Origin of the sequence: Gordonia sp. ALPHA1B1 (genome assembly GCF_005502615.1) — a bacterium.
Lineage (GTDB): Bacteria > Actinomycetota > Actinomycetes > Mycobacteriales > Mycobacteriaceae > Gordonia > Gordonia hongkongensis.
Window position 1 is genome coordinate 1 of record NZ_SCOC01000029.1, and the last position, 16,790, is coordinate 16,790.

The 16,790-nt window shown below is 68.5% G+C and carries 15 protein-coding genes; 6 read left to right on the plus strand and 9 right to left on the minus strand.

Annotation, left to right across the window (positions count from 1 at the left end):
• Positions 1 to 1,250: hypothetical protein (locus tag FFS52_RS17455; RefSeq protein ID WP_249358710.1), on the plus strand; the 1,250-nt coding region annotated here is incomplete at its 5' end.
• A 105-nt stretch (positions 1,251 to 1,355) separates the two neighbouring features.
• Complete coding sequence (locus FFS52_RS17460) at positions 1,356 to 2,255, plus strand: alpha/beta fold hydrolase (protein WP_249356429.1); 900 nt, start codon at positions 1,356 to 1,358, stop codon at positions 2,253 to 2,255.
• On the opposite strand, the gene mshD is transcribed toward FFS52_RS17460, so the two are convergent.
• Entirely contained in the window at positions 2,246 to 3,175 is a 930-nt protein-coding gene (gene mshD / locus FFS52_RS17465; protein WP_242697049.1) for a mycothiol synthase, read from the minus strand. The two genes, FFS52_RS17460 and mshD, sit on opposite strands and share 10 nt — an antisense overlap.
• The gene (locus FFS52_RS17470) at positions 3,156 to 3,962 is read right to left on the minus strand and encodes a response regulator transcription factor (protein ID WP_137810429.1); all 807 of its coding nucleotides are present in this window, start codon (positions 3,960 to 3,962) and stop codon (positions 3,156 to 3,158) included. Before FFS52_RS17470 ends, mshD begins: the two co-directional genes overlap by 20 nt.
• 211 nt (positions 3,963 to 4,173) lie before the next feature.
• On the opposite strand from FFS52_RS17470, the gene FFS52_RS17475 reads away from it, so the two are divergent.
• The 4 genes from FFS52_RS17475 to FFS52_RS17490 all read left to right on the plus strand — a co-directional run bounded on the left by FFS52_RS17475 (position 4,174) and on the right by FFS52_RS17490 (position 7,581).
• Positions 4,174 to 5,031 carry a DUF2993 domain-containing protein gene (locus tag FFS52_RS17475; protein WP_137810430.1) on the plus strand — a complete coding sequence of 286 codons (858 nt, stop codon included), beginning with the start codon at positions 4,174 to 4,176 and terminating at the stop codon, positions 5,029 to 5,031.
• A gap of 388 nt (positions 5,032 to 5,419) precedes the next feature.
• Positions 5,420 to 6,259: a sulfurtransferase gene (locus FFS52_RS17480; protein WP_058253541.1), complete on the plus strand. Its 840-nt coding sequence runs from the start codon at positions 5,420 to 5,422 to the stop codon at positions 6,257 to 6,259.
• A 5-nt stretch (positions 6,260 to 6,264) separates the two neighbouring features.
• Positions 6,265 to 6,570, plus strand: a complete 306-nt coding sequence (locus tag FFS52_RS17485) for a DUF1416 domain-containing protein (protein ID WP_010840619.1) — start codon at positions 6,265 to 6,267, stop codon at positions 6,568 to 6,570.
• A 309-nt stretch (positions 6,571 to 6,879) separates the two neighbouring features.
• Positions 6,880 to 7,581, plus strand: a complete 702-nt coding sequence (locus FFS52_RS17490; RefSeq protein ID WP_065629744.1) for an FABP family protein — start codon at positions 6,880 to 6,882, stop codon at positions 7,579 to 7,581.
• Positions 7,582 to 7,587: 6 nt separating this feature from the next.
• Here the strand turns inward: FFS52_RS17490 and FFS52_RS17500 are convergent, their stop codons facing one another.
• From FFS52_RS17500 to FFS52_RS17530, 7 genes are all read right to left on the minus strand, one after another.
• Entirely contained in the window at positions 7,588 to 8,598 is a 1,011-nt protein-coding gene (locus FFS52_RS17500; RefSeq protein ID WP_249356430.1) for a hypothetical protein, read from the minus strand.
• Between the two features lie 118 nt (positions 8,599 to 8,716).
• Complete coding sequence (locus FFS52_RS17505) at positions 8,717 to 10,840, minus strand: heavy metal translocating P-type ATPase (RefSeq protein ID WP_137810431.1); 2,124 nt, start codon at positions 10,838 to 10,840, stop codon at positions 8,717 to 8,719.
• Between the two features lie 347 nt (positions 10,841 to 11,187).
• Positions 11,188 to 11,883 (minus strand): hypothetical protein, encoded by a 696-nt coding sequence (locus tag FFS52_RS17510; RefSeq protein WP_249356433.1) that lies wholly within the window; start codon positions 11,881 to 11,883, stop codon positions 11,188 to 11,190.
• Complete coding sequence (locus tag FFS52_RS17515) at positions 11,883 to 12,806, minus strand: hypothetical protein (RefSeq protein WP_137810463.1); 924 nt, start codon at positions 12,804 to 12,806, stop codon at positions 11,883 to 11,885. The genes FFS52_RS17510 and FFS52_RS17515 overlap by 1 nt, the downstream gene beginning before the upstream one ends.
• Positions 12,803 to 14,236, minus strand: a complete 1,434-nt coding sequence (locus FFS52_RS17520) for an MlaD family protein (RefSeq protein ID WP_058253545.1) — start codon at positions 14,234 to 14,236, stop codon at positions 12,803 to 12,805. Before FFS52_RS17520 ends, FFS52_RS17515 begins: the two co-directional genes overlap by 4 nt.
• Positions 14,236 to 15,519 (minus strand): MCE family protein, encoded by a 1,284-nt coding sequence (locus tag FFS52_RS17525; protein ID WP_058253546.1) that lies wholly within the window; start codon positions 15,517 to 15,519, stop codon positions 14,236 to 14,238. The genes FFS52_RS17520 and FFS52_RS17525 overlap by 1 nt, the downstream gene beginning before the upstream one ends.
• Positions 15,516 to 16,790: an MlaD family protein gene (locus FFS52_RS17530; RefSeq protein ID WP_137810432.1), complete on the minus strand. Its 1,275-nt coding sequence runs from the start codon at positions 16,788 to 16,790 to the stop codon at positions 15,516 to 15,518. The genes FFS52_RS17525 and FFS52_RS17530 overlap by 4 nt, the downstream gene beginning before the upstream one ends.

Genomic DNA, 16,790 nt, shown 5'->3' on the forward strand with positions numbered 1-16,790 from the left:
CCCCGGCACCCCGACCCGGCGGGCTCCGGCGTATCCGAAGCGCGGCGATCGACCGGTTGCACGGACACAACCGGGCGGCGCTCGTCATCGGCCCCCTGGCTCTACCGTCCCGCGCGGTCGCCGCCGAACGGATCGTCCGGCTCGCGCGAATCGGTCCACACACCCGGGTCGGGCTCCTGCCCTCGCCGCACCGGCGACTCTGGGTCTTCGATCCGGACGCGGCGGCCGACGCGGTCATCGCCGCACCACCCCCGGCGGCGGGTGCCGATCCGGCCCGCCTGTTCGAGGCCCTGTACTCGCTGCCACACCGGCCGCTTCGGATCGTGCTGGCCGGTGATCACCTCGCGCTGGACTACGACCACGGACTCGGCGACCTCACGCTGCTGAATCTGATCGTCGACGTGATCGTCGGCGCGGTCGACCCGTCGGGGTTGCCGCCCCGGGGCCCCGCCGTCCCCCCACTGCTCGTCGCGGCGGCGGCCACCGTGGCCGATCCACGACGAGCCCTGGCGCTCTTGCGTTTCCGGCGACACCGCGAAATAGTCCAGCCGGTGCCTGCGCGGCGACCGGTGCCTCCCCGACGACCGGCGGCCGCGAATGTCCACATCCCGGCCGACGACGTCGAAGCGATCCGGTCCGGCCGGGCGGCGTCGATGCCGGGAACCGGCCTGTTCGCCGTCTACACGGTCGCCCTGGTCGCCGCACTGACCGAGGCCGGCGTGGCGCTCAACCCGATGGTCACGCTGCCCTTCGACGCGCGCCATCACCTGCCGACGTCGATGCGGACCTACGCCAATTTCTCTGCGAGACTGAGCTTTCCGGTGTCCGACACCACGTCGGCGGCCGCCCTGCAACGGGAGATGACCGCGTCGGCCCGGATGGGCCGGCCGGCTGCCAACCTGGCGCTCGCCAGCGTCAAGACCCTGCGCCGTGCCCGCACGGGCGGATCGGCTTCGCCGGCCCCGTGCGTCCCCGCCGAGGGCCCGGTCCATGCAGAGCTGCTCCATTCGAGTGTCGGTCACCTGCCCGGCCGCCGACGCGGCTGGCAGTGGTCCGACCCGGCGCGTGCCACCGTCATCGCCGTGGCCACGCCACCGTCGGCGGCCGGTATCACGGTCACGACCGGATTCGTGGACGGCGGGATCTCCATGACCGCCGCATTCCGCGACGACGTCTTCGACCCGGCCCGTATCCGCGCGGCCATGGATGCCGTCGCGGGGCACGCCGCCCGGATCGTCGGGGTGCCCTGACGCCCTCCGGTCCCCCGCCTCATCAGCGAACCCCATCCGACCCCGAGCTATCGAAGGCCGAAAAACGTGCTGTCCTCCCATCCTGTCGAGCCACTGGCCGACCCGGTGACCCCAGTCCCCGTCGCGGCCGTGCACGCTGATCCGGTCCCCGACGATGCAGTCCGGACAGAGCCGACCCTCTCGGTGATCGTCTGCTGCTACACGGAGCGTCGACGTCGGCTGCTCGACGCCGCGATCGCCGAGGTCCGCGCGCAACTGGGTCCCGCCGACGAACTGCGCGAGGGCGCCGGGCGACCGGTGTTCTGTTTCACCGGCGCGGGCGCATCCGCGCTCACCTTCGTGCCATTCGCCGATCGCATCGGCGAACTCGACGCCATCGGTTCGGTTTTCGCGTTCGCGCCACATGGCCTGGACACCCGCGGCATCCCCGACTGGACGGTCGACGCCGCCGTCCGGCGTCACCTCCGCGACCTACGTCGCATCCAGCCGGAGGGGCCTTACATCCTCGTGGGCCATTCGCTGGGCGGGTTCATCGCCCTGGAGACCGCGCGACGCATCGAGGCCGACGGGCACCGTGTCGATCTGGTCGTCGTGGTGGACACGTTCGTCCCACCGCGGGTGCTGCATCGCGCCAAGCGCGCCGACCCGTCTCTCACGACGACCACCACATATGAACCGCTACCCCGAAAAGAACTGTGGCGCCGACGAATTCGTGTTCCACTCGCAGGTGTGGTGAGAACCTCGCCGACCGCCGACGCGCAGGCACTCGAGGAACTCGGTGTCCGGGTGGCGCGGCTGCACCGCCCCCGCCCGTACACCGGTCGCGCGCTCGTGGTGCAGGGCAGCGAGAATCGTGACGACCCGTCGGTGTGGCGGCGGCACATCGTGACCGGGGACGTCGATGTCCTCCGTCTCGAGTGCAATCACCTGTCCGTGGTCCGCGAGCCCCACATCGGCGACGTCGTCGACGCCATCGGCGCCGCACTCGGGCAGCCTCAGCCGTAGGCGACGTCGACGGCGTATCGGGTGAACCCGAGGCGCTCGTAGGTGTGCAGCGCGGCGACGTTGTCACCCTCCACGTAGAGGTTGATCTCCGAGACGCCCTCGCGCGCAAGATGATGCAGGCCGGCGAGCGTCAACAACCGACCCAGTCCGCGACCCTGCGCCGCAGGATCGACGCCGACGATGTACACCTCGCCGAGGTCCGCGTCGTGCCGCTTCGTCCAGTGGAACCCGAGGAGCTTGCCATCTCCCCCGCCCGATCCGTCGCCGGCACGGTCGAAGGCGAGGAACAAACCCGCCGGATCGAACCAGTCGGCGGCAACCCGTTCACGGATCTGCTCCGGCGACCAGCCACCCTGCTCGGGGTGCCAGTCGAAGGCCGCGTTGTTCACCCGCAGGATCTCGGCGTCATCGGCCGGTCCGGCATAGGTCCGCAGGTCGACCGTCGGGTCGACGACGAGTTCGGGGAGTTCGTGGCCGGGCCCGACCGGCCGGCGCAGTTGCAGTAGTTCGCGACGTTTCGTCAGGCCCATCGCCGCAGCGAGCGCCACCGCGCCAGGCAGGTCACCGTGTGCCCACACCCGGACCCCGGACCCCGTTTCGGGCGCGGACGCCGCCGCGAACGACGCGTCGAGCAGCGCCCGGCCGTGTCCCTCCCGGCGGTGCGCCGGGTCGACGACCGCCTCGATCATCGCCGGCTCGCCGTCGCGACCGGGGACGATGACGGCGTACCCGGCCTTCGACCAGACGTGCACGATCGGCGAACCCTCGGGGGCGTCGATCGCGGCGACCGCCCCCTCCGAGAGCGGGGCGACACCATCGGAGTCGTTCGCCTCGCGCACCAGCCGGTGAGCGAAATCAGCGACGTCGTCGGGCAGTGCGCCTCGACGCACCTGCGGGTCCTCAGTTCCCGGCACTGGCACTGAACTCCTCGTCGAACGGATCGGGACCGTCGAGCGCGTCGTCGAAGTCATCGGTGTCGACCGCACCGGGACCGGAGGCGTCCTCGGACAGGTCGGCGTCGGCCGCGGACGCCCGGCCGCGCGTCGGACGGACGGCCTTGTATCCGACGTTGCGGACGGTCCCGATCAGCGACTCGTGCTCGCTGCCGAGTTTGGCGCGGAGTCGACGGACGTGGACGTCGACGGTGCGGGTGCCGCCGAAGAAGTCGTACCCCCACACCTCCTGGAGCAGCTGGGCGCGCGTGAACACGCGACCCGCATTCTGCGCCAAGTACTTCAGGAGCTCGAACTCCTTGTAGGTCAGGTCGAGCGGACGTCCGCGCAGGCGTGCGGTGTAGGTCCCCTCGTCGATGACGAGTTCACCCAGCGTGACCTTGCCCGAGGACTCCTCCGCGGCAACTCCGCGGGTACGGACCACGAGCAGGCGCAACCGGGCATCGAGCTCGGCCGGACCGGTACCCGGCAGCAGGAATTCGTCGATGCCCCAGTCCGCGTTGACCGCGACCAGCCCGCCCTCGGTCAGCACCGCCGCGACCGGCACCGAGGAGCCGGTGCTGCCCAACAGGCGGCACAGCCCGCGGGCCGCCGCCAGGTCGGCGCGGGCATCGACCAGCGCAACATCGGCGTTCCCCGCCTCCATGAGTGACGACACCTCGGTCGGAGCGGTCCGCACCGTGTGCGCGAGCAGCGACAACGACGGCAAGACCGACTCCGGATTCGGGTCGGCCGTCAACAACAAGAGATCCACCCAGCACTCCGATCTCGTTCGTCCCCGTCCCGGACCATCCAGATCGCTCACCACGACGTGAACGCCACCCGCGCGTGGCTCGGCGATTGTTTACGCCGCCTTACCAACGTGTGCGAGATAGGTGACAGAATAGCGCCACCGGCGCGCTCACCTGTTAACAAGGCGACCACGACCGCCGGATGACCACGACGGGGAGGGTGATCGGCCGAGCATGCCGCGCATCCGGAAAGTGCTTGTCATCGGTGTGGTCGCCGCCCTGGCCGCCGCGGGGGTCGCGCTCGGCGTCGACGTCGGGGCCGCCGTTCGCGGGGAGCATCAGTTCTCCCGCGCCCTCGCCCAATCCCCCCGCGTGACATTCGATCCCGAGGTCACCATCGCGGGTTTCCCGTTCACCTCGCAGTCGTCCGCCGGCCACTTCGACGGGGCCACGATCGCCGCCCGCGGCGTCGAACTACCCGGATGTCCGCCCGCCCGCGGCGTCTGCCGCGGTGAGCTGGGTGCCTCTCTCGGCCCGTTCGACGTGGCCGACGGCAGCGGATTCTCGGCGAGTGATGTTCTCCACACCGGCTCGATCTCGGCGTACACCCGCCTCGATGCCGTCACCCTGGCCCGATATCTGCGCATCGTCGACCTGACCGTCAGCACCCCGGGACCGGACGACACGGCGGGCGCAGGCGGGCCCCAGGACGGCATCGTCAGTCGCGAGACCGGCGTCGTGCTCACCGGCACGGTCGCACTGCCGCCGGGCGACGGGCTCGATCCCGCCGACCCGCCGTCGGCGTCGTCCTATGACGGCCCCAAGGTGCGCGTGAGTGTCTCCGTCGACCTCTCCGTCGTCGACGGCGCACTGGACATCCGGGCAACCGGCTTCTACACCGGCCCCGAACGCCACGTCGACGCCGAGGTCCCGGCGGAAGTCCGCGCCGCGGTGCTCGATCGGTTCAGCCTGACGCTCCCGCGCCTGCCGATGGCCTGGGATGTCGAACCCGATCGCGCGGAGAGTTTCGGCGGGGACGTCCAACTGGTCGGCGACTCCGGTCCGGCATCGGTGCGTCTCGACCGCTTCTGAGCAGTTCAGACCGTGTTCTCCCGCCCTCGGCGGCAAAGCACCCCGGCCGTTGGGGGCTCGATCGGCTCTGTTGTACCCTCGTGGGCATGCAGCAGCGCCGTGAGTACTTGCTCACACGACGCCGGGCGATCGACTTCTGTCGTGTCGCCGACTGCTGTTGTCGCACTCGCCGTTGACGGTGTGACCAACCCGTGCTGCGTGAGCAGCCGGTCCGCCCACACCGTCGATGAGAACGGGGGCGTCTCCACCGAGGTCTGCGACCTCGTTCCCATGCGCCGTCACCCGTGCTCATCTCCCCGAGACGCGGGCATCCTTCTCGCGCCTCACCGTCTCCACCATCTCCATCTGTTCGACGACCATCACCGATCCACTCCGAAAGGACACCGCCATGGCACGTTCCGACGTCCTGGTCAGCACCGAATGGGCTGAGCAGAACCTCAATGCCGACAAGACCGTCTTCGTCGAGGTCGACGAGGACACCTCGGCCTACGACGGCGGGCACATCGCCGGCGCCGTCAAGCTCGACTGGAAGACCGACCTGCAGGATCCGGTCCGCCGCGACTTCGTCGATGCCGAACAGTTCGGCAAGCTGCTCTCTGAGCGCGGGATCGCGAACGACGACACCGTGATCCTCTACGGCGGCAACAACAACTGGTTCGCCGCCTACGCCTACTGGTACTTCAAGCTGTACGGCCACAACGACGTCAAGCTCCTCGACGGCGGCCGCAAGAAGTGGGAGCTCGACGGTCGCCCGCTGTCCAGCGACGCCGTCAGCCGTCCCGCCACGACCTACAAGGCCGGCGAGCCGGATGTCAGCATCCGCGCGTTCCGCGATGAGGTCGTCGACGCCATCGGCACCAAGAACCTCGTCGACGTGCGCAGCCCGGACGAGTTCTCCGGCAAGATCCTCGCGCCGGCCCACCTCCCGCAGGAGCAGAGCCAGCGTCCCGGTCACATCCCGAGCGCGATCAACGTGCCGTGGAGCAAGGCCGCCAACGAGGACGGCACCTTCAAGTCCGACGAGGAGCTCAAGGAGCTCTACGGCGAGGCGGGACTCGACGGCTCGAAGGACACCATCGCGTACTGCCGCATCGGCGAGCGGTCGAGCCACACCTGGTTCGTGCTGAAGGAACTGCTCGGCCAGCAGAACGTCAAGAACTACGACGGCAGCTGGACCGAGTACGGCTCGCTGATCGGCGTCCCGATCGAACTCGGAGAAGGAAAGTAAGAGATATGTGTGCTGCACCCAAGCAGGGACAGAAGCTGCCCGCTGGCGTCGACGTGGAGAAGGAGACCGTCCTGACCGGACAGGTCACCGACGGCTCGGGTTCGCCCGTCGCCGGCGCCTTCGTGCGTCTGCTCGACTCGACCGGTGAGTTCACCGCCGAGGTCGTGGCATCGCCCACCGGCGACTTCCGTTTCTTCGCCGCCCCCGGCACCTGGACGCTGCGCGCCCTGTCCGCGGTGGGCAACGGCGACGTGACGATCAGCCCCGAGGGCCCCGGCATCCACGAGAAGGACATCACCGTCTCGAAGTGACGCCACGCTCGACCCGGCAGCCCGGTCACCGCACCCGCGGTGACCGGGCTGTCTCGTTCTCACCGCCCTGAGGAGGGAGCCCGCGACCGTCACCGCCCCCTGAGGAGGGAGCCTGCGACCGCCACCGCCGCCCCCTGAGGAGGGAGCCTGCGACCGTCACGAAGGGCCCACCCCTCGACGGCGCCCTGACCACGCCGGGGTTAGAATTTCCCTCGTGGTCCTCTTCTTCGAAATCCTGCTGATCCTGGCCGCCGTGCTGATCACCTGGTTCGGTGTCTACACCCTGTACCGTCTGGTGACCGACGAGTCGTGACGTCCTCACCCGGAGATCCGGCCGCGGACGGCCCCGCCGGCGCGGAGTCATCCGGTGACGGGTTCGCCGCCGACGCCCGCCGGTCGGGCGACGAGGCGATCAGTCAGGCCGAGGCCCGGGCGGTGGAGTCCGGCAGCCGTGAACGCAACGTCCCCACATGGGATGATCTGCCGCTCCCGGCCGACACCGCGAACCTCCGCCTCGGCGCGGACCTGCATCCCGGTCTCCTCGCACTCCTGCCGCTCGTCGGCGTATGGCGTGGCGAGGGCGAAGGCCACGATCCCCAGTCGGACACCGACTATCACTTCGCTCAGCAGATCGTCGTGTCCCACGATGGCCAGAACTTCCTCACCTGGGAGTCCCGCTCGTGGGTGATCGACGACGACGCTGCCTACCAGCGGCCCGACCTCCGCGAGTCCGGGTTCTGGCGGATCGGTGAGGACGACACCATCGAATTGCTCCTCGCCCACGCCGAGGGCTCGATCGAACTCTTCTACGGCACTCCCCTGAACCAGACCACCTGGGAACTCGCCACCGACGTCGTCATCAAGGCCGAATCAGGTCAACGCACCGGTGGCGCCAAACGCCTGTACGGACTCGTCGCCGACGGCGACCTCGCCTACGTCGAGGAGCGCGTCGACGCCGACGGGGACCTCACCCCGCGGCTCTCCGCCAAGCTGCGCCGCCACGTCGGCTGACCCACCTCATCGACGGAACCCGCGGCAGGGACGCGCGCCCTGCTCCCGGCGGCTCGCACATTCGCCCCGCTCGCTTCGCTCCCGGCGGCTCGCACATTCGCCCCGCTCGCTTCGCTCCCGGCGGCTCGGCCGCCGATCCGAGAACGCAAGGTACAGATTGCGTTTCGGCAGCGCGCTGTACACCGGCGCGCCGAGCATGATGACGACCGAACCGTAGGCGGTGACCTCCCCCGGCCGACCCGCCCAACCGGGATGCACGGTTCCCGACCTCGACATGTACGGGGCGTGCCCGGCCGTGCCGCCACCCCGGCGACCGACGACCGAGAACACCTCGGCGCGGGCGGACTGCGGGGAGAGTTCGAAGACGGCACGCTCACCCGGTGGGCATTCGACGAAGGTGAACTCCGTGCCGGACCGATGGACCACCCCGATCCAGTCGCTGCCCGAGTTGCGTACGACGAGCGTCGAACCGCCCGTCCGGTACTGGTACGAGACACCGGCCGCCGCGGCATCGAGCATGTGCCGACCGGAGACACCGCCGCTCCACTCCGCGCTCCACGGGGTGAGATATCGCTGGTCGAGGAACTCGCGGCGGGTGGGGATCGGAACCGTCACCGGCATCACCCGCCCGTCGCGCACCCACACCGCGCCGTACAGAACCGGCCGGCCGTCCGCGGTGCGGGGGGCCTGGAGGTAGGTGAGCGAATCCGCCTCCGGCAGAGCGATTTCCGAACCGGGATTCAAGAGTTCGACATACGACCGGCCATCCGCGAGCAGGACCACGGCAGCCACGTCGTAAACACCGCGGTTGTGGACGGCGATACGGTCACCGGCCTCCCGCGACAGGTCCTCGGCGTGGAACAGGCCGGCGGTGTGCGGGTCGGCGAACGCGAATCGGGGTGCCGACGCCGTCCCGAAGTCCGGGTCGCCCGGGGTCCAGTAGATCTCGCCCACCACCGGTTCGATGCGATCGCGATCCTGCGTCCCGACCGCCGCGGCGACATGCATGGTCACCATCTCTTCTTCTCCCTCTCGACGCCCCGGCGGGCGCCGTGGACTGTGCTGTGCTCCCAGTCCAGCGGTTTCACGCCGCGGTTTCGCGAGTACTGCGCTACGCGAATCTCGTAGCGCTGACCTACCTGCGCCCGGATCGGTTTCGGATGGAACCGGGACGCAGATCGAGTCGACGCAGCAGCTGTGCGTTCAGCGCCACGACCACCGTCGAGGCGGACATCAGGATCGCGCCGACGCTCATCGGCAGGACGAACCCGATCGGCGCCAGGATCCCGGCCGCCAACGGCACCGAGATGAGGTTGTAACCCGCTGCCCACCAAAGGTTCTGCGCCATCTTCCGATAGCCGGCACGCGACAGCTCGATGACCGACAGGACCGATCGCGGATCAGAGGAGGCGAGGATGACGCCGGCCGAGCCGATGGCCACGTCGGTGCCGGCACCGATCGCGATCCCGACGTCGGCATGCGCGAGTGCGGGGGCGTCGTTGACGCCGTCGCCGACCATCGCGACACGACGACCTTCGTGCTGCAGGTCCGCGACGATGGCGGCCTTGTCCTCGGGCCGGACCCCGGCGTACACCCGGTCGATGCCCAACCGGCCGGCGACATCGTCGGCGACCGCCTGCGCGTCGCCGGTGATCATCACGACCTGCACGTCGAGAGCGTGGAGTTCGTCCACGGCCACACGCGACTCCGGACGGACCTCGTCGGCGAGCCGGAACGCCCCCACGACACGATCGTCGACGAGCACGTGCAGGATGATCGCCCCCTGCTCCCGCCACGACGACGCGACGGGCAGTTCGTCGAGGCCGTGCTCGGCGAGCAGGTTGGGTCCACCCACCCGGACCCCGTGGCCGTCGACGGATGCAGACACCCCCACCGCAGGCGACGAGGAGAAGGCCTGTGCGACGGGCAGATCGATTCCCTCATCTCGAGCGGCCCGCACGATCGCCGAGGCAAGCGGATGCTCACTGCCCGTCTCCGCGGCGGCCGCGAGGGTCAGCACTCGACGCCGGTCCTGCCCGGGGGCCGGTTCGAGCTCGAGGACGGTCGGTTCTCCCTTCGTCAGGGTGCCGGTCTTGTCGAAGAGCACGGCGTCGACGTTGCGCATCGACTCGAGGGCGAGCCTGTCCTTGATCAGGACCCCGGCACGCGCGGCCCGTTCTGTCGCGATGGAGACGACGAGCGGGATCGCGAGCCCCAACGCGTGGGGGCATGCGATGACCAGCACCGTGATCACGCGAACGACGGCCTCGTCGGGCGATCCGACCGCGGTCCAGGCGATCGCGGTGAGCACCGCGGCGCCGAGTGCGAACCAGAACAGCCACCCGGCCGCGGTATCGGCGAGTCGCTGGGCCCGTGACGACGATGCCTGCGCATCGGCGACGAGGCGTCCGATCCCGGCCAGCGCGGTGTCGTCGCCGGTCGCGGTCACGCGGACCCGCAGTCCGGAATCAGTCGCGACGGTGCCGGCGACCACGACGTCACCGACCTCCCGCCGAACGGGTGCCGACTCCCCGGTGACCATCGACTCGTCCATGCTCGCCGAACCGTCGACGATGGCGCCGTCGGCGGGCACGGACCCGCCGGGCCGGACGACGACCACGTCGCCGACGACCAGTTCCTCGGGAGATACCGAGATGATGTCGCCGCCCACGACCTTCTCGGCCTCGTCCGGGAGGAGCGCGGCGAGTGAGTCGAGAGCCGATGTCGTCCGGGCCAGCGAGCGCATCTCGATCCAGTGGCCGAGCAGCATGATCACGACGAGCAATGCCAGCTCCCACCAGAAATTCAGGTGGTGGTCGAACAGGTGCAGCGTCGAACCCCAGGAGGCGACGAAGGCGACGGTGAGCGCGAGGGAGATCAGAAGCATCATCCCCGGGCGACGGGCTCGGAGCTCGGCGGCCGCGCCGACGAGGAACGGGCGCCCGCCCCACACATAGAGAACTGTGCCGAGCAGCGGCGACACCCACCGGACCCACTCCGCGTCGGGCAGACCGTAGCCGAGGATGTCGGCGAACATGTCGTTGAAGGCCACGGTCGGGACCGCCAGCACGAGCATGATCCAGAACAGTCGCCGGAACTGCGCGACGTGGTCGCCGTGGCCCGCGTGGCTGTCATGTCCGCCGTGGCCGGTGTGATCGGCGTGCTTCTCGTGGCCGTCGTGCCCGGGATCGACCTGGGGGCGGTGCGCGTGGTCGGCCGGTGCCGGCGTTGTCGGCGGATGGTCGTGGTGCGTGTTCATGAGGTCGAGGATATACCCCCCTAGGGTATGAACGCCAGGGGTACGTCTACCCTGTAGGGGTATTCCCGGAATGAACCCGTCAGCAGACATGGAACGGCCCCCGCACCGCCCTCGAAGGGCCTGTGCCGACCGGACCGGGTCGGGATACGGGGGCCGGGTGACCACCTGGTATTCGCTTGCGCCGACCGGCGGGAATCCCGCCTCGGTGCGACACGAATGCCACACGGTCAACTGCTAACGGATGGTCACCTCACATGTCCGATGAGAAATCACTATCAGACCACCTCCTTCCTTGTGTACCCGCGAACGTACGCCCGATTCGGGCGGGCCGCAACGGATTAAGGCGGTCAGGGAGTCGGCACCGGCGCCACGGACGGGCCGGGAGCCGGGGACGGCGCACCGGAGGGTGCCGAGCTCGGGCCGGGCAGCGGCTTCGCGTCGGGCGGCAATGACTCGACGACCTCGATCTTCGATCGGAACGTGTCGTCGGTGATCACCTCGATTGAGTTGATCATCCAGCGGTCGCCGTCGCGTTTCATGTCGAAGGTCAGCCGCGACGGATTGATGCTCACGAGCTCCTTGTTGCCGCGGGTCACCGACTGGTTCATGAAGATCAGGACCTGCGAGGTGTCCTGGGTGTTGGTCACCACACCCGCGTCCTGGATCGTCACCTCGGACACCACAGACTGCTTGCGCACCTCGGCGGCGAGATTGTTGTCGGTGATCAGCTTCGTGTACTCCGGCTTCGCCGGCCCGGTGAGCACACTCATCGACTGGTCGATGTGCTCGGTGACGTTCTCGGCGTTGTACCCGAACATCGTCGTCGCGTAGTCCCGGGCCGCCGCCAGCGACGATGCGCGAGCGTCCTCGACCCCGCGGCCCTGGGTGAAGCGAAAGCCGAGAAATGCGGTCACGGCGATCGCGGCGACCAGCACCACGCCGAGTGCGATCAGACCCAGGCGCCCCTTGCGCAGGGCGAATCGAGATCCGGTCGACTTCGGCGCGGGCTCGGATCGGGGCGCGGACTCGGAGCGGGCCGACATCACGCCACCCACTCGAAGTCGGTCATCTTGAGGTCGCCGTTGATCCGCGTCATGTCCACCCGCCAGCGGAACACCTTCTCCTGTGACGGCACCTCGCCGTCGAGCGATCGCTGATGCCAGCCGAACACCATGATGACCGAGCCTTCGTCAGGTTCGGCCTTGGTCACCGCGGACGAAAGGATGAGCGAGCGGGTCTCTAGCTTGCCGTCCCGGACAAGGGCCGCCACCTGCTGGATGTTGTTCTCGACCTCTTGCTTGACCTTGCCGCTCGTGTCCTCCTGGACCGACGTCAGCGTCTGGTCGACGGTGTCGGGATTCATGCTGGTCAGGTTCACGAGAACCTGCGAAGCGAACGCGGAATACTCGGCCCGCAGGTCGTCGGTCCGGTCCTGACGCGCGATGCCGAGCGCGAACACCACCGATGCGATGGCGCACACGACGATGACCACAAGCGCCACGACAACGCCCACGACGGCGCGCGGTGAGCGACGCCCCGACCCGCGATACCTGATGCCGCGCTTGCGTTTCGGCGTGCCCGTGGACGCCGACGCCGCGGCCGTCCGGGCACGCCGGCGCTCCCGATAACTCACCGTCTTCTCGACCTCGGACGGGTCGGGCGCGATCTCCGCGGCGACGGACTCGGAATCCGGCGCGGTGTCAGCCGCCGGGGACGCCGTCGACGTCGCGTCCTGCGTCGGTTCCGCGGATGTCGGTGAGGCGCTGTCGACGTCTTCCGCCGCGGTGCCGGGCTCGTCGACCGGCGGCACCGGTGCGGCCGGCTTCGACGGCTTCTTGCCCGCCGGACGTCCACGCCGGATCGGCGCCGACCGCACGGGCCGCTTCGCATTCCGGCGATCGACCGAACCCGCACGATCCGCGCCGCTCCGACTCGGGGACGTCGTGCCGGGACCGTCCGGCGTCACGGGGTGACCGTCCCGCTGATCATCGTCTGCCATGTACTGCTCTGTTCCTGCTCATCACTGCCGGCCCCGGCGTTGTAGGTCTTCCCGTCGGGCCCGATGAAGTCACCCGAGTCCGGGTCGTAGGTCGTCGCATACACCGCGGGCTCCGCGTCGAAGTCCTTCGGTGTGCCGGGTGTCACGGTACCGGAGGACGCCGGCTGCCATTTCAGGCCGAACGGCAGCCCACTCTGGAACGGGTCGACCGAGCCCGGTTTCGGTACGTAGCCTGTGGCACACTCTGCGGGGGTGGGTGCGCGACGGCCCGGAAACTCCGCGCACGGATAGTTACGCGCACCGCGGACGGCGATGTTGGAGTTCTGCGGCACCCGGCACAGCATTCCCGGCGGGAGCTCCCGGGCGGTCTGCACCGACGGCCAACGCCAGTCCTCCTTGGGGAGGAAACCGATGTTGCACGGCGGCCGGTCCTGGAAACCGAGCGAGAAGTTCACGTTCGGACCGAACCGGTTGGTGCCGGTGTTCACGGCCGTGATCAACGAACTGACCAGTCGCGGATAGAGAACGAGCACCTGCTTCCAGTTCGGCAGGTACACCACCTGGGTCTTGGCGATCGTACCGAGGTTCGACACGAGCAACGGGTATGAGGCACCGAGGGATTCGAAGAGTTCCTGACTCTTCGACGCGGTCGACGGCCCCTTGCGCAGGATGTCGCCGATCTCGGGCCGGTTCGCCCGCAACTGATCGGTGAACGCGGTGACGTTTCTTGTCCAGGAACGGATGTCGTCGGCCGTACGTGACTGGGTTGCCAGCAGTGGTGCGCCCTGTTCGACGAGTTGGATTGTCGTGTCGGTGTTCTTGTTCGCCTCGTCGACGAACAGCACCATCGAGTCCAGCAGGCGCTGCAACGCCTCCCCGGTGCCGTTGAACGCGATGAACGCCTCGTCCATCAGCGACCGCAAACGGGTGTCACCGATCTCGGCCAGCAGGCGGTCGGCCTGGTCGAGCATCGCCGAGATCTCCACCGGGACCTCGTCGGTCGACACCGTCGCGCCGTCCTGCAGGTATTCGCCGGACTCGCCCGCCTCGGGATCCGGCGTGAACTCGACGAACTGCTCACCGATCGCGGAGACGCTGCGCACCGACGCGGTCGACGAAGCCGGGATCTCCGCGCTGTTCTCGATCGTCAGCACCGCTTCGACGCCGGTGTCGGTCAGCTGCACGGAGTCGACCTTGCCGACGTACACGCCGCGGTAGCTGACGTTCGCGTTCTGGTACAGCCCACCGCTGGTGGGCAGCAGCAGCTGCACCTGGTAACTGCCGACCCCGAACATCGACGGGATGCGGATGTAGAACAGCGCCATCACCACCATCGCGACCACGGTCACGATGGCGAAGATCATCAGCTGCATCCGGACGAATCTCGTGATCTTCATCAGCGGCCACCTCCCGCGGCCGGGACTGCCGCCGGCGTGGTCGGCGAGACCCGCGGGACCATGTTCGCCGGAATCGGTTCGGCCGAGTCGGGCACGCGTTCGCCGCCCGGTTGCAGGGGCGCGATGAACGGGTTCAGTCCGCGCGCGGCGGCGCCTGCGGGCCGTCCGAAGACGCCCTCGGGGCCGGTGACGCCGAGGCTGGCGAACATGCTCTTGCTCAGTCGTTCGACGGTGAGGTCGAGCACCAGATCGGAGTTCACGTAGTCACCCTTGACGATCTGTCGGATCGTCGGCTCGTAGAACGGGAAGGTCAGCAGGATGTTCAGCGATTGAGTCATCGCGGGACCCGCGGCCTGGAGCTGATCGAGGGCCGGTTCGATCCCCTCCACGATCGTCACGATGTCCTCGGAGTTGGCGTCGAGGATGTCGTTGGCGGTCTTCGACAGCGTCGCGACCGAACCGAGAGTGTCGAGGAACTGCTGACGCTGGTCGACGAGCAACTGCAGGATCTGCGGGGCGTCGGCGAGCGCCCGCTCGATGGTGCCCTTCTGCTCGTTCATGGTGCGCGACAACCGGTCGAGTCCCTCGGTCGCGCGGATGATGTTGCCCTTCTGCGCATCCAGATCGGCGACGAGGGTGTTCAACCGCGGGATGAGCTCCTTGATCTGCTCCTCGCGTCCGCCGAAGACGTCGCTCATCTCGTGCACGATGTCGCCGATCTGCGACAACCCACCGCCGTTGAGGACCACCGACAGCGAACTCAGCACCTGCTCGGTACTGGGGTAGGTACACGCCGACACCTGTTGTGCCGCATTGATGTCGGGCACCGCGGGCACCGACGGGTCGGTCACGATGTTGGACTGCTCGGGACACTTGGTCAGGGGGATCTGGTCGCCGGGTTCGAGCCGGCCGCCCTCGGGCTCGGCCGGTTGCACGATCTCGAGGTGCGTCGAACCCAGCACACTGGTCAGCCCGACCATGACATGCGAACCGCGCGGGACGATCACCCCGTCGTTGAGCCGCATCGTGACGAGCGCGTTCCAGTCCTGGACCTCGATGTCGCCGATGCTGCCGACCGTCGCGTCGTCGATGAGCACCGGCGCGTTGTTGACCAGTCCGGCCGCCGACGGGATGACCGCGGTGATCTCGTAGGATTCACCGCCGGTACCTTCGGCTCCAGGGACCGGGAGCGAGTTGGGGCCGTCGAAGGAACATCCGGCGAGGACGAGCGCGAGGCTCGCCGCGCCCACGATGAGCGAACCACGGGGTCGTACCGATCTCATCGCTCACCCCCGAACGGCACCAGCAGATCCTCGAGCGGGCTGCCCCGGTTGTCACGACGGGTCTCGTTGTCGAGCCGGGTGACCCCGGCATTCGCACGAGCCCGGACGCTCGCGTTCTGGTACTCGAGCTGGCTCGGCGTGGCGTTGCGACCCTGCACCGGATTGGTCAGGAACGGTGGGTAGTTCATCGAGATCGACGACAGGACCGGAGCCAGGATCTCCACACACTTGTCGACATCCGCCATCGTCGATCCCGGCCGCTTGGTGGATTCCATGGTTCCGCACAACAGAGTGATGAGATTTGTTCCCATCCCCAAACCGAAGACACCCGACAGGGATCCCGAAAGCGGGTTGTAGATGTTGTAGAAGTTCGCGAGCTGGTTGGGCGCCGAATGCAACACGCCACGCACCTGTTCGTCCTTGTCCGCCACGATCTTCGTACTCGCGGCCAGACGCTCCACCGATGACGACAGCGCCGTCTGATTGGTGTCGATGAAGGTCTGCACATCGGTCATCGCCGCGTCGAGACCTTTGAGCGCCTCATCGAGCTCGGTCGTGTTGTTCGCGAGCACGGAACTGACCGAGGCGATCCGGCCGTTGAACTGCACGAGTTGCTCGTGGCTTCCCGACAATGCATCGGTGAGTTTCTGCAGGCTCTGGATGGTGGCGAACAGGTCGCCGCTGCCGGCTGCGAGGGTGCCGATCACGTCGGACACCTCCCGGATCGACGCGTTGATCGCCTCGCCGTTGCCCTCGAGATTCTCGTCGAAGACGTTCACCGCCTTGGCCGCCGAGCCCGGATCGGCCCCTTGCGGACCGATGGCCTCGGTGAGTCGGGTGAGCTGGGCCTTGATGTCGTCCCACTCCATCGGCACCGCGGTGCGGTCCATCGGGATGTCGGCGCCGTCGGACATCTCCGGCCCACCGGAGTAGACCGGCGTCAGCTGTACGAACCGACCGGAGACCAGGCTCTGCGCGACGATGACGGCCTTCGCGTCCTGCGGGATGTCGACGCTCTTGTCCACGCGCAGTTCGACTTTCACGTCGTTCTCGCGCGGGGTGATCGCGGAGACGCTACCCACGTTCACACCGAGCACCCGGACCGGGTCCCCCTTGTACAGACTGGCGACCCCGGCGAAGTAGGCGGTGAACGTATTCGTCGTCGACTTGGTGAACACCTTCCAGCCCACGAGGACCAGGGCGACCGCGAGAATCACGGCGAGTACCCCGAAGAGCACCTTGCGTCCGATGGACATACTTCCGACGGTCAT

What these genes read in the sequence shown, in the direction of transcription:
- FFS52_RS17505 (WP_137810431.1), bottom strand. Translation starts at nt 10,840, where the DNA reads ATGAACACGCACCACGACCATCCGCCGACAACGCCGGCACCGGCCGAC.
- FFS52_RS17530 (WP_137810432.1), bottom strand. Translation starts at nt 16,790, where the DNA reads ATGACCGTCGGAAGTATGTCCATCGGACGCAAGGTGCTCTTCGGGGTA.
- FFS52_RS17485 (WP_010840619.1), top strand. Translation starts at nt 6,265, where the DNA reads ATGTGTGCTGCACCCAAGCAGGGACAGAAGCTGCCCGCTGGCGTCGAC.
- FFS52_RS17475 (WP_137810430.1), top strand. Translation starts at nt 4,174, where the DNA reads ATGCCGCGCATCCGGAAAGTGCTTGTCATCGGTGTGGTCGCCGCCCTG.
- FFS52_RS17500 (WP_249356430.1), bottom strand. Translation starts at nt 8,598, where the DNA reads ATGGTGACCATGCATGTCGCCGCGGCGGTCGGGACGCAGGATCGCGAT.
- FFS52_RS17510 (WP_249356433.1), bottom strand. Translation starts at nt 11,883, where the DNA reads ATGTCGGCCCGCTCCGAGTCCGCGCCCCGATCCGAGCCCGCGCCGAAG.
- FFS52_RS17520 (WP_058253545.1), bottom strand. Translation starts at nt 14,236, where the DNA reads ATGAAGATCACGAGATTCGTCCGGATGCAGCTGATGATCTTCGCCATC.
- FFS52_RS17480 (WP_058253541.1), top strand. Translation starts at nt 5,420, where the DNA reads ATGGCACGTTCCGACGTCCTGGTCAGCACCGAATGGGCTGAGCAGAAC.
- FFS52_RS17525 (WP_058253546.1), bottom strand. Translation starts at nt 15,519, where the DNA reads ATGAGATCGGTACGACCCCGTGGTTCGCTCATCGTGGGCGCGGCGAGC.